Source organism: Synergistaceae bacterium (genome assembly GCA_031272035.1).
GTDB lineage: Bacteria > Synergistota > Synergistia > Synergistales > Aminobacteriaceae > JAISSA01.
The window spans coordinates 1-15929 of sequence record JAISUO010000013.1; the positions used below are offsets into that span (position 1 = coordinate 1).

Sequence of the window (15929 nt, forward strand, 5' to 3'; positions counted from 1 at the left end):
CGTGTGGTAGTGTAACCGGCCTCTCCGTTGGATGTCAAGAGCAGAAATGGCATAACATGACCCCCTTTTGCTGCTGATAAATTCTGATAATTCTAATGAATTATATCACGCAGTCGTGAGAATCTGTTCGTTGAAACGACAGCCTGGACGGGCCGGACTTCACCGCCGAAAAGCCGGCCCCGTCGAAAAGCCGTCTCACAAAATCAGTGGCAGGAACAACCGCCGCCGCAGGAGCCGCAGTTTCCCCCGCAGTTTTTGGCCCCCTTCAGAGAGGGACCCTCCAGAAGCAGCAGGGTTTTTCCCCGGCACTCCGGACAGCGCAGAGAAAGCTGCCCCACCTCCTGCTGAAAGGTATGTTTGCACTCCGCGCACTGAAAAACACGATTTTCACTCATATCGGCTCTCCATTTTCAAATTCTTCATTTTTAAATTAAATCTATTCGTTACGCCCCAAGAGTGGCGACCATGACGGCCTTGATCGTATGCAGACGGTTTTCGGCCTCGTCGAACACTTTGGAGGCCGGCGACTCGAACACCTCTTCCGTCACCTCGCAGCCCTTGACCGCCGGAAGACAGTGCAAAAAAATCGTCGAGTCCTTTTCGCTGGCCTTCATCAAGTCGGAGTTGACCTGGTAGGGGCTGAGGAGCTTCACCCGCACTTCCTTCTGATCCTCCTCCCCCATGGAAACCCAAACGTCGGTGTAAACCGCGTCGGCTCCCAGAACGGCCTTCCGTGGATCCTCCAGAATCCGGATCGTCGCTCCGCTCTTTTCCGCGAAGGGCCGGCATTTTTCAACCAGCGCCGGGTCGGTGAAAAGCTCCTTCGGCGAGCCGACCGTAAAATGGATTCCCAGCTTGGCGCAGCCGATCATGAGGGCGTTGGCCATGTTGTTGCGCCCGTCTCCGATATAGGTCAGGGAAAGTCCCTTCAGGCGCTTTCCGAAATTTTCCTGAAGCGTCAGAAAGTCCGCCAGAACCTGAGTGGGATGATCCACGTCCGTCAGGCCGTTCCAGACGGGAACGCCCGCCCATTGGGCCAGCTCCTCGGCGACGCTCTGTTTGAAGCCCCGAAACTCGATGCCGTCGAACATGCGGCCCAGAACCCGCGCCGAATCCTTCACGTCCTCCTTGCCTCCGAAATGGATGTCGTTTTTCCCCAGAAACTCCGGATGCCCGCCCTCGTCAATACAGGCCACCGTAAAAGCACAACGGGTCCGCGTCGAGGCTTTCTCAAACAAAAGAGCCACGTTCTTCCCGGCCAGAGTCGTCCCCCGGATGCCGGCGCGTTTCTTCGCCTTCAGGTCCGCGGCCAGATCCAGCAGCCACAGGATTTCCTCCGGAGTGAAATCCATCAGCGTCAGAAAACTTCTTCCTTTCAAATTCACAGGCATAATACAGGGTTCCTCCCCCAAAATTTAATTTTGTTTCAAATAATAAACCCTGGGAAACTCAGAGTCAAATAATAAACCGGATTTACATTTTGAAGAATTCGGGAAGAACCGCCGGCAGTTCCTCGAAGTTGTATTCACCGACGACCTTTCCCTCTTTGAAGAGCACCGCTCCCAGGGGAGTTCCCGCGATGCCGAAACGCGCGTGCTTCGCCTCTTTGGGGCCGTTGACCTCGCAGCCCATGACGGCGACGCTCGTCCCGTCCGGCAAATCCCCCGTCATCGGCTCGATCAGCTTCACCAGCTTCATCACGTCGGCTCTTCTGCGCCCGCAGGTGGGGCAGGAAATCAGGTTGACGCCTCTGGAGCGCAGGCCGAGGGACTTTAAAATTTCGTAGCCCACCCGAACCTCCCGCTCCGGTTCGTCGGTGAGGGAAACCCGCAGCGTATCACCCGTGCCCTGACTCAGCATGGCGGCAATTCCAGCGGCGCTTTTGACGATTCCCCCGTCGCCGGGGCCCGCCTCCGTAATGCCGATGTGAAGGGGCAGTTCCGGCCAGGTTCGGGCGATGAAACTGTTGGCTCTGACGGTCTCCGGAACGGAGGAGGACTTGGCCGACAGAATGATGTCCTCAAAGCCCAGGTCCAGAAGAAGCGACACCTGTTCTCTCACGGCGAGGAACAGCGCCTTCGCCCGGTCCCCTTCCGCCTCCTTCAGCTGACGGGCCGAGAGGGAGCCGCCGTTGGCGCCGATGCGAATGACAACCCCAAGGTCCTTTGCGATGGAAATCATCTCCGTCAGGTTGTGGAGGGGCATGTTGCCGGGATTAATTCGTATACTGGCGCATCCCGCCCGCATGGCGGCCACGGCCAGGGCGGGGTCGAAATGAATGTCGGCCATGAGGGCCAGCGGCGTCCTCTGACAAAGCCAGCTCAGGGGTTCCGCCAGTTCCGCCCCCGGCAGCGCCACCCGGGCCAGCTCGCACCCCGCGAGGCGCAGACGCTCGCACTGGGCGAGACACTCCTCCTTATCCGGCAGCGGGCGCTTGAGCATACTTTCTACGCGAACGGGGGAATCTCCGCCTATCGTGACGTTTCCAATTTTAATTTTATGTCTCATTCTATTTTACATACTTTCTGTTTTTTACATTCTTTCAAATACGGACTGATGGTTCGGTCAGTCATTAAAAAGTTATTATCAAAAGATTAAAAGAAAAGGCGATAAATATCCTGCCAGGTCACAAACACCATCAGGCAGATCAAAAGGACGAAACCCGTCATATGAATGAAATTTTCCACCTTGTCAGGAAGACGGCGTCCCACGATCATCTCCAGAAAAACAAAGATGATGCGGCCCCCGTCCAGCGCCGGAAAGGGAAAGAGGTTCAGCAGCCCCAGGTTCAGGCTGATCAGGGCGAGGAAAGTGACAAAGCTCCAGGCCCCTTCGCGCAGGGCTTTGCCCGACATGGAGGCGATGCCGATGGGTCCCGTGACGTCCACCTCCTGCTGTCGGGTGATCCATTCCCATATTCCCCGGAGCATCAGCCGCGTCATATCCTTCGTGTAACCGGCGGCGTTTTTGATGGCGTCCATGGCACTGTATCGCACCAGAGCCGGCGTTATCCCCAGCATGGGGTATCCCTGCTCCCGACTGACGGGAATGACGGCTTTTATCTCGAAAGTTTTCCCATCCCTTTCGACGGAAAAACTCACCTCTCCCTGCTTCGCGGCCTCTCGCAGGCTCGCGGACATCTCCCGCCAGGCCGAAACGGGCTTGCCGTTGACCGCCACGATGCGATCTCCCGCCTCGAATCCCACCTCCGCGGCCGGGTATCCCTCCAGCAGCGTGCCGATTTTCGTGTCGTCCATGTTCAGGACGCCGTGACCGTACAGGAACAGAGCCGTCAGAATCAGGGCCAGAATGATGTTGTTGAGAGAGCCGTTCAGCAGGATGAAGAAACGCTTCCAGGCGGGCTGCTCGTTGAATCCCCTGCCCGGAAGAACCGTTTCACCCTCGTTCTCCTCTCCCATTCCCGCGAGACGGCAGAACCCTCCAACGGGGAAAAGACGCAGGGACCACAGCATGGGGGCCTCTCCACTCTGCCGGACCTGTTTGAGAACCGGCCCCATGCCAAGGGCGAACTCGTGAACCTGGACGCCCAGAAGCCGCGCCGTTATATAATGCCCGTATTCGTGTACGAGAACGCATATCCCTATGACGATCACAAAAGCAACAATACTGACCAGCATCCTTATAAAATCTCCCTTCCACCGCAGATCGCGGCGCATTTCACCCTCGCCCGCTCCAGAACCCCGACGGCTTCGGCCAGAGATTCGGGAGCGGAATCTTCGTATGACGCCATCGTTTCCTCCACAACGGCGGCGATGTCCGTAAATTTTATTTTTTTCTTCAGAAAACGATCCACCGCAACCTCGTCCGCTCCCACCAGAAGAGCCGGAAAAGCCCCTCCCCTGCGCAGAGCCTCCTTAGCCAGGGCCAGCGCGGGAAAACGGCCTTCATCCACCGGATCGAAGCGCAAAACCCTGCCCGCCGGCTCCGGAGACGGAAAGCCCTCTTCGGGAATCGCCCTCTCCGGCCAAAAAAGGCAGGATGCCGCGGGCAGGCGCATGTTCGGTTCTCCGGCCAACATTTTAACGCAACCGTCCTCAAATTCCACCATCCCGTGAACGAAGGAGCCCGGCGAAATCAGCGCGTCCACCTGTCCCGGCTCCAGGCCGAAAAGAAACGCGGCCTCGATCAGCTCAATGCCCTTGTTCATCAAAGTGGCGCTGTCGATGGTGATTTTCGCCCCCATGTTCCAGACGGGATGTTTCAGCGCCATCTCCGGCGTTACGGTTTTCATCTCCTCAGCGGTCCAGTCCCGGAAGGGACCGCCCGAGGCCGTCAGGTAAATTTTTCGCGGCCGCGCCGCCTCTCCGTGCAGGCACTGCCATATCGCGTTGTGCTCGCTGTCCAGAGGGCGCAGCTGATCGGCTCGTCTCACCAGGGGCATCACCCATTTTCCCCCCAGAACGACGCTCTCCTTGTTGGCCAGGGAAATCTCCTTCCCGGCCTTCAGCGCGGCCTGCAGGGCCTCGATAGCCGCCGTACCCGACGAGGCGAAGACCACGTGCTCGATCTCCGGAGCCACCGCCAGTTCAATCAGCCCCTCCGGCCCCTGGAGCACCCGAACGGAGGGCGGCAGGCAGGAAAGTTCAGAGAGAGTTTTCGCCGCTTCAGGGGAGGCCAGACACGCCATCTGCAGCGTGGCGGAGAAGTCTTTCGCCAGGAGCGCGATTTTTTTTGCATCCCGTCCCGCCGCCAGGGCGGTCACAGCCAAACGGTCCCGATGGGCTCGGCAGACGTCGAGGACGGCCGTCCCCACGCTTCCGGTGGCCCCCACAACGGCGACGCGCTTCGGATTCGTCGTCACGGCTGGATCACCCCAAAAAACAAATAAGTGAGAAGGCCGTTGATCAAAATGCTGTCGAAGCGGTCCAGAACGCCGCCGTGGCCGGGAATCAGGTTTCCCGTGTCCTTGGCCCCCGTCTCCCGTTTAATGAGAGACTCCGCCAGGTCCCCCAGCTGTCCGGGCAGTCCGCAGATCAGCCCGATCAGAAAGAGGGGAAAGGGCGGCTGTTCCGTCGCGAACACGATGACGGCAATCATCAAAACGCTTCCCATGACTCCGCCGATAAAGCCCTCCCAGGTTTTCTGCGGGCTGACGTTTTCGCACAATCTCTTTTTGCCCCACTGAACGCCCACCAGATAGGCCGTCACGTCGCAGCTCCAGGTGCAGCAGAAGAGGGACACCAGAATCAGCGCCCCCGTAGGCAGGTCCCGCAGCAGAATGATGGAGGTCCAGGGCACGATGATGAAAAGGATTCCCGACAGGGTTCCTCCAACGTTCCAGATGGCGAAGCTGGTTCCCCACATCTGACGCCGCACGATTTCTATCATGAAGATGGAGTACACCGTCAGCGACAAAATCAGCGCGATGGAAACCGGCCTCACGCCCTCCGCCGAGGAGAGGATCACCGCCAGAGCGGAGATGTAGCCAACTCCCCGGGAAAGCCGGAACTGTCCCGATAAAAGGCGGTAATACTCCGACAGAGAGATGAGACTCAGCACCGCCACCACCAGGATCCACACCCATCCGCCAAGCCAGATTCCGGCCAGAACGCCAAAAACCACGGCCAGCCCGCTGAACGTCCTTCGGGTCAGATTCCTACGATTTAAGGCCGCCATAACGTCTTTCCCGCCCCGCGTAGTCGTTCAGAGCCCGAAGCAGCTCGTTCTCGTCAAAGTCCGGCCAGAACGCGTCCGTAAAGTAGAACTCGCTGTAAGCGGACTCCCACATCCAGAAATTGCTGATCCGCAGCTCGCCGCTGGGTCTCACGATCAGGTCGGGGTCGGGAACGTCCGGCAGGTAGAAAAACCGCCTCAGATCCGCCTCCGTGACCGGTCCTTTGCTTCCGGAGGCCATGAGAGCGTTGACCGCGTCCAGAATTTCCGCCCGGCCTCCGTAGTTCAGGCAGAGGATGAAGTCGATGGTGGTCTGGTCCTTCGTCTCCTCCTCAGCCCAGCGCATCAGCTCCAGCAGGTCGGAGGGAATTTTGTCCCGTCTGCCGCAGAAGCGCAGTCTCCCGCCCTCTTCCTTCAGCGCTTTGACCTTGCGCTTGAGGTAGTGCCTGAAAAGGCTCATGAGGCCATCGACCTCCATCTGAGGACGGCTCCAGTTCTCCGTGGAAAAAACGTAGGCGGAAAAATAGCGAATCCCCTGCTTCTTCACCAGCCGCACCATTTCCTCCAGCCGGCGCAGTCCGGCGCGATGTCCCAGAAGGCGGGGCAACCCTCGCTTTTTTGCCCATCTGCCGTTCCCGTCCATAATAATAGCCAAATGCGAGATGTTCCTCTCTCCCGTCATCACGCTCTATTCTCCTTTCCATACTGCTCCAGACGCTCTTTCAGCGCCTGAACGTCCTGCCAGGTCAAATCTTTAGGGCTTCCCTTTTTTCGGGAGTCATTCCGCAGAAGATAGCTGGGGTGAAACATCGGCATGACGTCGATGCCCCTCCACTCGAACCAGCGACCCCGAAGCGCCGTGATTCCCTCCGTTGTTTTCAGAATCCATTTCGTCGGCGTGTTCCCCAGGCAGACAAGAATTTTCGGTCGCAGCAGCAAAAGCTGGGCCTCAAGAAAATCCCCGCATCGCATCATTTCCTCCGGCAGAGGAACGCGATTGTTGGGAGGGCGGCACTTCACCACGTTGGTGATGAATGCCGCATCCCGGGAAATCCCCCCCGCGGTGAGGATCTGTGTCAAAAGCTGTCCCGCCCGGCCGACGAAGGCCAGACCTTCCGCGTCCTCCTCCGCTCCCGGCCCCTCCCCCACAAAGACGAGAGGCGTATCCACGGCCCCCTGTCCAAACACCACCCGGGTACGGGTATGGGCCAGCTCGCACCTCTGGCAGGCCTCCACCCGGGCTCGCAGTTCCTCCCAGGCCCTGGACCGGCTTTCTTCGGACAATTTTCCCTTAGTGTTTTCCATATTTATTGTTCACTTTCATTTTTATTATCCACTTTCAATCCCGCCGTCCGTCATTTTTTATAATTACAGCACAACCTCGTTGATATGGATGTTGACCTTTTTGACCTCCATGCCCGTGAAAAAGCTCAGTCCCACGCTCAGCTTCTTCTGAAGCAGACGGCCGATGGAAAACGCGTTTTTATCCCCCAGTTTTATATCCACGACGAGTTTCACGTTCAGGTCGTCCCCCTCGGGAACGATGTCCAGCTCCTTCACCTGAAGGATATGGTTTCCCATGACGGCCAGACGCCGAACCATGGCCACAATGGCCGCCTCCTCAATGGTCACCCTCCCGTCGAAGCTGAAAGGGGGTTTCACCACCGTGCGGCTGTCGTCCTGACGGTCTCTGGATTTAAAGAGGTCCTTCAGCTGGCTCACGAGCTTCCCCGCAAACCTGCGCTGAATCTGGGTGCGGGAAACCGGAACCACGTGCTGTTTCTTCTCCCGCCGCTCCCTCAGCGCGTTGCTGATCTCCTCTGTGGTGGCCACGTCGGTGATATTCAGAATTTTCCAGGGAGAAGGCAGTCCCAGCTTCTTCACGATTTTTTCCATCATGGAGACGGAGGTGGCGATGACCATAACTTTGCACGCCCCCCGGGAAGCCAGAAAGGTCACGACTTCCATGCGATGAGGCGTGTACTCGAACAGTGCCCGGCGAATGGCCCGCACCATATTTTTTTCGGATTTGGCGCTCTTGCCCGCCATGATCTGCCCTTTTGACACCACCAGCCCATCGTCCACGACGAAGTCGATTCCATACTGACGGGCGACCTGGGACGCCCTCTGGCTCTTGCCCGTCCCCGCCGCCCCAACGAAAGCCAGCACCTCTATCCCGGAAAGGTCGGGCGTCGCGGGTTTTTCCGCAACGGTTTTTACCACATTCGTCCGGTCCGTCATTTCACGTCCGGACGGGCCTCGATGGTCACTCGAGCTCCCAGAGATCTCAATTTTTCGTCGATTCGTTCGTAACCTCGAAAAACGTGCTCCATCTGTTCGATGCAGGTCTCCCCTCCGGCCGCCAGCCCCGCCAGGATAAGAGCCGCTCCGGCTCGAAGGTCGGTGGCTCTCACGGAAGCTCCGTCCAGGGCGTCAACTCCCCGGACGACGGCGGTGTCTCCCCGTATTTCGATGTTCGCTCCCATGCGGTTGAGCTCCCCGGCGTACAGAAAACGCGACTGAAAAACGCTTTCCTCGATCATGCTCACCCCGCTGGAAAGCGCCAGAGCCGCCACCATCTGGGGCTGCAGATCCGTGGGGAACCCCGGAAAAGGCATCGTTCGAATCGAAACCGGCCTCAGCTTTTTGACGGGATGGATGACGACGGTATTGTCCTTTACGGAAAAGGAGACTCCGGCCTCCTCCAGTTTCGCCAGCAGGGAGTCGATGTGTTCGGGAATGATGTCCTCCACGGAGATCTCCCCGCCCGTCATCACCCCTCCCAAAATATAGGTGCAGGCCTCTATCCGGTCGGGAATGACCCGCACCCTGCAGTCCCGCAGGTCCTCGACCCCTCGAACGCGAACGCAGCCCGTTCCCTCCATGTCGATCTGGACGCCCATCTCCCTCAGAGCCTCCGCCAGGTTTTCGATCTCCGGCTCACGGGCCGTGTTTTCGAGAATCGTTTCTCCTCTGGCGAAAACGGCGGCCATCATCAGGTTCTCCGTGGCCCCCACCGAGGGAAAATCCAGATAAATCCTCCGTCCTCTCAGGCGATCCACCTGGGCGTGAACAAAACCGTTTTTGATCTCGATTTTCGCCCCCATCTGAGAAAGCCCCTTCAGATGAAGGTCGATGGGCCGGCTGCCGATGGAACATCCCCCGGGCAGGGGCAGAACCGCGCGTCCGCACCGGGCCAGAAGCGGCCCCAGCACCAGAGAGGAGGCTCTCATCCTGCGAACCAGATTTTCCGGCGCCTCCCAGTTCACCGTTTCCGGAACGTCGAAAACCACGCTGCGACCCTCCCGCGTCGTCTCGACCCCCAGAATTTTCAGCAGTTCCACCATCGTTTCCACATCCTGCAAAGCCGGAACGTTGTCCAGGGTCATTCGGCGTCCCTTCAGAAGAAGACAGGCGGCCATCACCGGCAGGGCCGCGTTCTTGGCGCCCTGAGTTCTGATCGTCCCCCGCAGGGGAACCCCGCCCAATATCCTCATTACCTCCATACCATCATCTCCGATGTTTTTTTAAAACGTTCATTACCTGCATCCATGTCTGCTTCCGGCAAAATAATTATCAAAATATTTTTCGATGACCTCCAGGATTCGCTCCGAGGCGGTTCCGTCGCCAAAGGGCATCCCCCGCTCCGAAAAGGACGCCAGCCAGGAGGGATCGTTCAAAAGACGCGACGCCTCCTCTCCGATGCGCTCCCGTTTTGTGCCCACAAGTCGTCCCGTCCCCGCCGTCAGGGCCTCGGGACGCTCGGAAAGCTCCCGCAGAATCAGCACGGGCTTTCTCAGGGCCGAGGCTTCCTCCTGAATGCCGCCGCTGTCGCTCATGATAAAAAGACTGCGGTTCATGGCCGCGACAAAATCGGGATAACGCAGGGGTTCTGTGAAAATCACCCTCGGGCAGTCTCCCAGTTCCTTTTTTATCACTTCCCGAACCACGGGATTTTTGTGCAGCGGGATCAGAAACCACAGGTCGTCGTGTTCTTTCAGAAGATCGCTCACCGCTCCGCAGATCCGGCTCAGGGGAACTCCCCAGGATTCCCGCCTGTGAGCGGTCATCAGGACAAGAGACGCGTCTTTTGGGATTTCACGCAGAATCGTCGTTTCTTCCCGGCGCTCCAGCGTCCAAAAAAGCGCATCGATCACCGTGTTGCCCGTGAGGAACACCCGATCCGCCGCCACGCCTTCCGCCGTCAGATTGTCCGCCGACTGCCGGGTGGGAGCGAAGTAAAGCGTCGCGATTCTGTCCACGAGAACGCGGTTGGCCTCCTCCGGAAAGGGGCAGTCCATGTTGCGGCTGCGCAGTCCCGCCTCCACGTGGGCGATTGGAATTTTTCTGTAAAAACCGGCCAGCGCGGCGCTCAGGGTCGTGGTCGTGTCGCCGTGGACCAGAAGCATGTCCTGAGGGTTCGCGTCCAGAAACGTCCCCACCCCCTCCAGTACGGCGGAGGTGATATGGTCCAGGGTCTGGCGGTCCTTCATGACGTTCAGGTCCGCGTCCGCGCAAATTCCGAAATCCTCCAGAGCCTGATACAGCATATCGGTATGCTGCCCGCTGGCCAGGATCCGGACGACAAAACGGGACGTCTCCTTCAGCTTCAGAATGAGAGGCGCCATTTTGATGGCCTCGGGCCGGGTTCCCAGCACGCAGAGCAAAGCAGGCCTTTCCCCCATAAAATTACGCCCCCGCTCCATACATTCGAACGTACACCGTCACTCCGGCGGCCAGGAGAAGCGAGTGCAGCAGCAAAAGACACGACACGGCCCCCCAGGGCGACTGAGTCAGCGTCATCAGATGATGATGAAGATGTCCCCTGTCGGGGTAGAAAGGCGATTTTCCCTTCAGAATTCTCCGGCTGAAGGCAATCAGCGTGTCCAGAACGGGAACTCCCCCGAACAGCAGAAGCAGCAGAATAAGCTCATGGAGTCTCGCCCTGCCCAGGACGGGGGCGCAAAAAACCACCAGATGACAGGAAAATAAAAAACCAAGAAGCGTGCTGCCGCCATCCCCCAGAAAAGTCCGCGCCGTGGGGAAATTCCAGCACAGCACCCCCACCGCCATGGCGGAGCCCGCAACGCCGAACAGGGCCGCTCCACTGTCGACGCAGCAAAGCGCCACGCCCGATGCGATAAAAAGCGAGATACAAAGACCATTGACCCCATCAATCAGGTTATAGGCGCTGGTCATTCCCGTTATCCAGAAAAAACAGAGCCCCGCCGTGAGAAAGGGCAGCCGCAGAGGCCAAAGCACGATGGCGGCGGCGCACAGATGAACTCCAAGGCGCAAAAAAGGGCTCATGGACTTCATGTCGTCCAGGTAGCCGCAAAAAAACACAATCGACGCTCCCGCAGCCGTGTATTTTATCAGAGCGAAATCGGACACGAAATAAAGGGCCCACAAAAGATAACCGGCCCACAACCCCAGACCGGCTCCCCGCGGAGTTTGAACCTTATGTATCTTTCGAGGGTCGGGCAAATCCATAATATGGTAGGCGCGGGCCAGCCTGATGGAGATCGGGGTGACGAACCCTCCCCAAAAAAAGCCGAACAGTCCCGTCAAAACCCACTGCAAACTCATTTCGCCCGGCCTACTTCGTTCCGAACAGCCGGTCTCCCGCGTCACCCAGTCCCGGTACGATATAACCGTGATCGTTGAGGCGACTGTCCAGGGCGGCAATAAAAATGTCGGTTTCCGGGTGAATTTCATGGACTTTTTTGATGCCCTCGGGCGCGGCAATCAGGCACACGAGAGAAACCTTCTGTCCGCCTCTTGCCCGGATCAGGGAGATGGCGGCCGAAGCGGAACCTCCCGTGGCCAGCATGGGATCCAGAACGAACACCTCACGCTCGCCGATGTCCGGAGGCAGCTTGCAGTAATACTCCACGGGGTTCAGCGTTTCAGGGTCCCTGTACAGACCGATGTGTCCCACCTTCGCGTTGGGAACGAGCTGCAAAATGCCGTCCACCATGCCCAGTCCCGCACGCAGAACGGGAACCACCGCCAGTTTTTTCCCCGTAAGGGCCCAGGCTTTCGTGAGAGCCACGGGGGTCTCCACTTCCGTCTCCGTCAGCGAGAGATTGCGCGTGATTTCATAGACCATCAGACCGGCGATTTCCTGCACCAGCTCGCGAAACTCCTTTACGCTGGTATTTTTGTCCCGGATGATACTGACCTTGTGCTGCACAAGAGGATGGTTGAACACGACAACCCGTCCCCTTCCCGGAGTTTCCGCGGAGAGGATGGAGGTTTCCGCCGCGGCGATTTTATTGATCCGCACCAAATGCCGACCGCCCTCGAAGGGTGTGGAGAGCCAGGCCTCCAGAACGGGCGCGACCTGCTCCGGAGAGATGACGCGCCCTCCCATGGTCAGGACGTTGAGATTATTGTGGGCTTTTCCAAGGCGCGCGCTTTCCACGTCGTTGCAGACCCCCGCCCGAATACCTCTGACTTTGTTGGCGGCTACGGCCATCCCCACTCCCGTCCCGCACATGAGGACGCCGAGAGCCGCCCTGCCTTCCGAAACATCCGCGGCCACCTTCAGAGCCTGATCCGGATAGTCGGACGGTTCCTCCGCGAGAATCCCGCGATCCAGAATTTCACCTTTGTTTCTGAGGAAGTCCGTCACCGCCGTTTTCAATATAAAACCCGCATGATCGCATCCTACCGACAGGATCATTTTACGCACCTCCCACACAGTTGATAAAATCATACCATTTTTATACTTCTACAGAGCCTGCGATTCATGATTCATACCAATTTGCTTTCAACCGAGCGTTAATGAAGAAGCTAATGTTTGAATATCACTGCTTTTAGCTATTCTAACTTTAGGCCTTTTATTTCAAATTGGTATCAATACACTTAAAGCTGCAGTCCGATGCGAAAAGGAAAAATAAAATAAGGGAAAAACAAAACGGGGGAAAGGCAAAATGCGGAAACTTTTCGTCCGCCGCGGAGCCTTTGGACGTTCTCCGCGCGGGGGGCGTTTTTACCGCCGCTGGGTTCTGACCGGCAGGGGGCGGGAGGTTATTTTACTCCAGAGAGAAAGATACTGGTCGTGAAGAAAGGCCGGATAATCCTGGTCGATTTTGGGGCGGGTAAAAAGAAAAACGGCCGGATTTTGGGCCAGAGAAGTGCGTATCGCCTTGGGGGTGGAATAGTCCACCGCCACCACGAATTTTTTTTCGGCCAGCAAAGACACCGTTTCCATGAGATGGGACATTTCCCTCCACTGACTCCATAAGGCCCACTCTTCGGAAGAAGGACGGGTCAGTTTGCACCCCACCGCCTGCAAAAGCGCCGTGGTGTGTCCCGTGAGGTCGTAAATCGACTGATCCCTGAGCATCTGCCGCCCCGCGAGGATGGAGCTGTAGAGGCGCGCCTGCAGCTCCGCCAGACGCCGCTGATAGTAGGGATAATTGCCGGGATCCCAGTCGGCCAGTATCGTCAGAACGCGCTGGGAAACAAAGGGAACCACGGAAGGGTCGGAAAGGGAAGCGTCGATTTTATCCTCCCCCAGAGGCAGCTCGGTGTACAGAGGCCGATAGTTGGGATATCGTTCGAAGGGCAGGCCCAGCCCTTTGGCGTCGCGAAAATCGAAGGCCATGAGCAGAATTTCGGAGGGCAGCGACTGAAGGTTGCGGGCCCGTATCCGGCGGACCAGTTCTCCGTCGTCATTCCACTCCTGGATGGCCGTAACCTTCACGTTCACTCCGCCGATAAAATTCGCCAGCAAAGCCAGCCAGGGGGACGTCACCGTAACCTCCAGGCTTCCCTCCCCCCAGGCCGCGGAGGAGAGAAAACTCCACATCAGCAATACGGAGAAAATTTTTTTCAGGGTTCGCAAAGGTCTTCTCCCCCTTTTTCGTCTTTCTCCTCTTTTTCGTCTTTCATCCGTAATTTTTCGGGACAAAGTTCGGCCAGAGCCAGAGCGGCGCCCTCCAGTTCCGCGGATTTGCGGCTTTTCCCTTCGGCGCTCCAGGACCTTCCTGCGGCGCTGACCCGCACAGAGAACCGTGGGGAGTGGGAGGGGCCTTTCACCGAAACCACCTCGTACTTCGGCAGCCCCAAATCCTGAGCCTGCAAAAAAGTCTGAAGCCCGGATTTCGCGTCCTGACTTCCCGGCGCGACGGAGTCTCCGTGCAACACCGTGAGGTAGCGCCTGACGACGAGAAACGCGGCCTCAAATCCCCCGTCCAGGTAGACGGCTCCAAGAATCGCTTCCATGGCGTCGGACAGGAGGGAGGGAGGCATGTCCCCTTTCAGGGATTTCCCCCTCAAAAGGACGTCGGCGAGATTCAGAGCGGAGGCCCAGCCCACCAAAGCGTCCCGACAGACGACGTCGACTCTGAAGGCCGACAATTCGCCCTCCGTGGCGTCGGGATACGACTCGTAGAGGACATGGGCCGTTATCATTCCCAAAACGGAATCCCCCAGAAATTCAAGGCGTTCATTGCTTTTTGCGAAGCCCTGCTCGTTGGCATACGAAGCGTGACAGAGAGCCGTGTACAAAAGCTCTCTGTCACGAAAAAAATATCCCAGTTTTTCCTGGAGAAAACGCAATGCGCGTTCACGTCCCTCCGGTTCCGCGACGTCTTCAGGATGCGTGGTATTTCTGAAAGGCGAGGACTCCATTATGTCCGCCAAAACCAAAATTGTTGACCAAAACCCTTTCGATCGGTTTTTTCAGGCCTTCGCCCGTTACGATATTCACATCGCAGGCGGGATCCGGGGTTTCATAATTCAGCGTGGGATGCACAAAGCCCTCTTCGATGGCCTGAAGCGCCGCGATGGTCTCCAGCGCCCCCGCCGCTCCCAGACAATGTCCGATCATGGACTTCGTGGACGTAACCGGCAGTTTTTTCGTGTGGGCGCCAAAGATGGTATTGATCATCAGGGCCTCGGTCTTGTCGTTGAGGGGCGTGGATGTGCCGTGGGCATTGATGTGATCGACATCTTCGGGTTTCCATCCCGCCATTTGAAGCGCGCGTTTTGTGGCGTAAATCGCCCCGGCCGCGTCCTCGTCAGGAGCGGTGATATGCCCCGCGTCGCAGGAGGTGCCGTATCCCACAAATTCCGCATAGATATGCGCCCCCCTGGCTTTTGCGTGTTCCAGTTCCTCCAGTACCAGCACCCCCGCGCCTTCTCCCATGACAAAACCGTCGCGATTGAGGTCGAAGGGGCGGCTGGCCGTTTCGGGGGAATCCAGACGCGTGGAAAGCGCTTTCATGGAGGCGAACCCCGCAATGCTGATGCCCCGCAGGGCGGCTTCGGTTCCTCCCGCCAGAATGACGTCGGCATCCTCGCGAACGATGGCGTGGTAGGCCTCTCCCATGCTGTGAAGCGACGTGGCGCAGGCCGTGACCACACAAAGATTCGGCCCCTTTGCCTTGAATCTTATGGCGACGTAGGCCGTGGACATATTGCTGATCATCATCGGAATGAAGTAGGGGCTGACACGTTTGGATCCTTTTTCCATCATCGTCCGGAAGTTGTTGAACGACGTTTCTATGCCGCCCTGACCGCTGCCGATATAGACTCCAAATTTATAGGGATCCAGAGTGGTCGTGTCCAGATGCGCATCCTCTACGGCCATGCCGGCGGCGCTGACCGCAAATTGGATCACCCGGTCGGAGCGTCTGGCCTCTTTTCCCTCCATCCACAGGGTCGGGTCGAAATCCTTCACCTCTGCGCCAAATGTAACAGGACAGTCTCCAAGGTCGAAGGTGGTGATCGGACCGATTCCGTTTTTTCTTTCCCTGAGAGCCTTCCAGTAGGCGTCCTTCCCGGTGGCTATGGGGCTCACAAGCCCCAATCCCGTAACAACTACTCTTCTCATTTGCCTGTGTCACTCCCCGGTGCAAAACCTTTTATGCTTTTATGCTTTTATGCTTTTTCTCTTTTTCTTTATATCAACAGCAACGTGCAATAGCAGGCAGCGTGATGCGCGAAATTATCCTGATTTTAAAAATTTTCAAAAACAGAGGGGAGGTTCGTTTCCTCCCCCCTGCGCTCAGTTCGGCAAAACCCTTATTCGTCCAGTCCGATTTTACTCAGAGTGTAGTTCATCGCTTCGCCAACGGAGGTCAGCTTCTCTGCGTCTTCGTCCGGAATTTCGATATCGAATTCCTCTTCGATTCCCATGATCAGCTCCACGATATCCAGCGAATCCGCGCCGAGATCTTCGACGAAAGACGCTTCAGGGACGATCTGGTCCTCTTCGACATCAAGGCGATCCACAATAATTTCTTTAAGTCTTGGAAGAACATCTTCTTTCTTCATAAACT

17 protein-coding genes are annotated in these 15929 nt (G+C 57.6%); all 17 read right to left on the reverse strand.

Going from position 1 to position 15929, the window contains the following annotated elements; translation table 11 throughout:
- Positions 1 to 203: 203 nt before the first annotated feature.
- The 17 genes from LBR61_01220 to acpP all read right to left on the reverse strand — a co-directional run bounded on the left by LBR61_01220 (position 204) and on the right by acpP (position 15924).
- The gene (locus tag LBR61_01220; GenBank protein ID MDR1730691.1) at positions 204 to 395 is read right to left on the reverse strand and encodes a hypothetical protein; all 192 of its coding nucleotides are present in this window, start codon (positions 393 to 395) and stop codon (positions 204 to 206) included.
- Positions 396 to 443: 48 nt separating this feature from the next.
- The gene (gene argF, locus LBR61_01225) at positions 444 to 1391 is read right to left on the reverse strand and encodes an ornithine carbamoyltransferase (GenBank protein MDR1730692.1); all 948 of its coding nucleotides are present in this window, start codon (positions 1389 to 1391) and stop codon (positions 444 to 446) included.
- A gap of 82 nt (positions 1392 to 1473) precedes the next feature.
- Positions 1474 to 2508 carry a (E)-4-hydroxy-3-methylbut-2-enyl-diphosphate synthase gene (gene ispG, locus LBR61_01230; GenBank protein ID MDR1730693.1) on the reverse strand — a complete coding sequence of 345 codons (1035 nt, stop codon included), beginning with the start codon at positions 2506 to 2508 and terminating at the stop codon, positions 1474 to 1476.
- A gap of 86 nt (positions 2509 to 2594) precedes the next feature.
- On the reverse strand, positions 2595 to 3638 hold the full coding sequence (rseP, locus tag LBR61_01235) for an RIP metalloprotease RseP (GenBank protein ID MDR1730694.1): 1044 nt from the start codon (positions 3636 to 3638) through the stop codon (positions 2595 to 2597).
- Between the two features lie 2 nt (positions 3639 to 3640).
- Positions 3641 to 4822 (reverse strand): 1-deoxy-D-xylulose-5-phosphate reductoisomerase, encoded by a 1182-nt coding sequence (gene dxr / locus LBR61_01240; GenBank protein ID MDR1730695.1) that lies wholly within the window; start codon positions 4820 to 4822, stop codon positions 3641 to 3643.
- Entirely contained in the window at positions 4819 to 5637 is an 819-nt protein-coding gene (locus tag LBR61_01245; GenBank protein ID MDR1730696.1) for a phosphatidate cytidylyltransferase, read from the reverse strand. Before LBR61_01245 ends, dxr begins: the two co-directional genes overlap by 4 nt.
- Positions 5618 to 6316 carry a di-trans,poly-cis-decaprenylcistransferase gene (gene uppS, locus LBR61_01250; protein ID MDR1730697.1) on the reverse strand — a complete coding sequence of 233 codons (699 nt, stop codon included), beginning with the start codon at positions 6314 to 6316 and terminating at the stop codon, positions 5618 to 5620. The genes LBR61_01245 and uppS overlap by 20 nt, the downstream gene beginning before the upstream one ends.
- The gene (locus LBR61_01255) at positions 6316 to 6939 is read right to left on the reverse strand and encodes a uracil-DNA glycosylase (protein ID MDR1730698.1); all 624 of its coding nucleotides are present in this window, start codon (positions 6937 to 6939) and stop codon (positions 6316 to 6318) included. The genes uppS and LBR61_01255 overlap by 1 nt, the downstream gene beginning before the upstream one ends.
- Positions 6940 to 7002: 63 nt before the next feature.
- Positions 7003 to 7875 carry a hypothetical protein gene (locus LBR61_01260; protein ID MDR1730699.1) on the reverse strand — a complete coding sequence of 291 codons (873 nt, stop codon included), beginning with the start codon at positions 7873 to 7875 and terminating at the stop codon, positions 7003 to 7005.
- The gene (gene murA, locus LBR61_01265; protein MDR1730700.1) at positions 7872 to 9140 is read right to left on the reverse strand and encodes a UDP-N-acetylglucosamine 1-carboxyvinyltransferase; all 1269 of its coding nucleotides are present in this window, start codon (positions 9138 to 9140) and stop codon (positions 7872 to 7874) included. Before murA ends, LBR61_01260 begins: the two co-directional genes overlap by 4 nt.
- Positions 9141 to 9173: 33 nt before the next feature.
- Positions 9174 to 10319 carry a UDP-N-acetylglucosamine 2-epimerase (non-hydrolyzing) gene (gene wecB, locus LBR61_01270; protein ID MDR1730701.1) on the reverse strand — a complete coding sequence of 382 codons (1146 nt, stop codon included), beginning with the start codon at positions 10317 to 10319 and terminating at the stop codon, positions 9174 to 9176.
- A 4-nt stretch (positions 10320 to 10323) separates the two neighbouring features.
- Positions 10324 to 11223 (reverse strand): undecaprenyl/decaprenyl-phosphate alpha-N-acetylglucosaminyl 1-phosphate transferase, encoded by a 900-nt coding sequence (locus tag LBR61_01275; protein ID MDR1730702.1) that lies wholly within the window; start codon positions 11221 to 11223, stop codon positions 10324 to 10326.
- Between the two features lie 10 nt (positions 11224 to 11233).
- Positions 11234 to 12322 carry a uracil phosphoribosyltransferase gene (gene upp / locus LBR61_01280; protein MDR1730703.1) on the reverse strand — a complete coding sequence of 363 codons (1089 nt, stop codon included), beginning with the start codon at positions 12320 to 12322 and terminating at the stop codon, positions 11234 to 11236.
- Between the two features lie 309 nt (positions 12323 to 12631).
- Entirely contained in the window at positions 12632 to 13489 is an 858-nt protein-coding gene (locus LBR61_01285; protein MDR1730704.1) for a hypothetical protein, read from the reverse strand.
- Positions 13477 to 14205, reverse strand: a complete 729-nt coding sequence (rnc, locus tag LBR61_01290) for a ribonuclease III (protein ID MDR1730705.1) — start codon at positions 14203 to 14205, stop codon at positions 13477 to 13479. Before rnc ends, LBR61_01285 begins: the two co-directional genes overlap by 13 nt.
- 34 nt (positions 14206 to 14239) lie before the next feature.
- Complete coding sequence (fabF, locus tag LBR61_01295) at positions 14240 to 15481, reverse strand: beta-ketoacyl-ACP synthase II (protein MDR1730706.1); 1242 nt, start codon at positions 15479 to 15481, stop codon at positions 14240 to 14242.
- Between the two features lie 191 nt (positions 15482 to 15672).
- Entirely contained in the window at positions 15673 to 15924 is a 252-nt protein-coding gene (gene acpP, locus LBR61_01300) for an acyl carrier protein (GenBank protein MDR1730707.1), read from the reverse strand.
- Positions 15925 to 15929: the final 5 nt, after the last annotated feature.

What these genes read in the sequence shown, in the direction of transcription:
- LBR61_01220 (MDR1730691.1), bottom strand. Translation starts at nt 395, where the DNA reads ATGAGTGAAAATCGTGTTTTTCAGTGCGCGGAGTGCAAACATACCTTT.
- argF (MDR1730692.1), bottom strand. Translation starts at nt 1,391, where the DNA reads ATGCCTGTGAATTTGAAAGGAAGAAGTTTTCTGACGCTGATGGATTTC.
- ispG (MDR1730693.1), bottom strand. Translation starts at nt 2,508, where the DNA reads ATGAGACATAAAATTAAAATTGGAAACGTCACGATAGGCGGAGATTCC.
- rseP (MDR1730694.1), bottom strand. Translation starts at nt 3,638, where the DNA reads ATGCTGGTCAGTATTGTTGCTTTTGTGATCGTCATAGGGATATGCGTT.
- LBR61_01245 (MDR1730696.1), bottom strand. Translation starts at nt 5,637, where the DNA reads ATGGCGGCCTTAAATCGTAGGAATCTGACCCGAAGGACGTTCAGCGGG.
- uppS (MDR1730697.1), bottom strand. Translation starts at nt 6,316, where the DNA reads ATGACGGGAGAGAGGAACATCTCGCATTTGGCTATTATTATGGACGGG.
- LBR61_01255 (MDR1730698.1), bottom strand. Translation starts at nt 6,939, where the DNA reads ATGGAAAACACTAAGGGAAAATTGTCCGAAGAAAGCCGGTCCAGGGCC.
- LBR61_01260 (MDR1730699.1), bottom strand. Translation starts at nt 7,875, where the DNA reads ATGACGGACCGGACGAATGTGGTAAAAACCGTTGCGGAAAAACCCGCG.
- murA (MDR1730700.1), bottom strand. Translation starts at nt 9,140, where the DNA reads ATGGAGGTAATGAGGATATTGGGCGGGGTTCCCCTGCGGGGGACGATC.
- wecB (MDR1730701.1), bottom strand. Translation starts at nt 10,319, where the DNA reads ATGGGGGAAAGGCCTGCTTTGCTCTGCGTGCTGGGAACCCGGCCCGAG.
- LBR61_01275 (MDR1730702.1), bottom strand. Translation starts at nt 11,223, where the DNA reads ATGAGTTTGCAGTGGGTTTTGACGGGACTGTTCGGCTTTTTTTGGGGA.
- upp (MDR1730703.1), bottom strand. Translation starts at nt 12,322, where the DNA reads ATGATCCTGTCGGTAGGATGCGATCATGCGGGTTTTATATTGAAAACG.
- fabF (MDR1730706.1), bottom strand. Translation starts at nt 15,481, where the DNA reads ATGAGAAGAGTAGTTGTTACGGGATTGGGGCTTGTGAGCCCCATAGCC.
- acpP (MDR1730707.1), bottom strand. Translation starts at nt 15,924, where the DNA reads ATGAAGAAAGAAGATGTTCTTCCAAGACTTAAAGAAATTATTGTGGAT.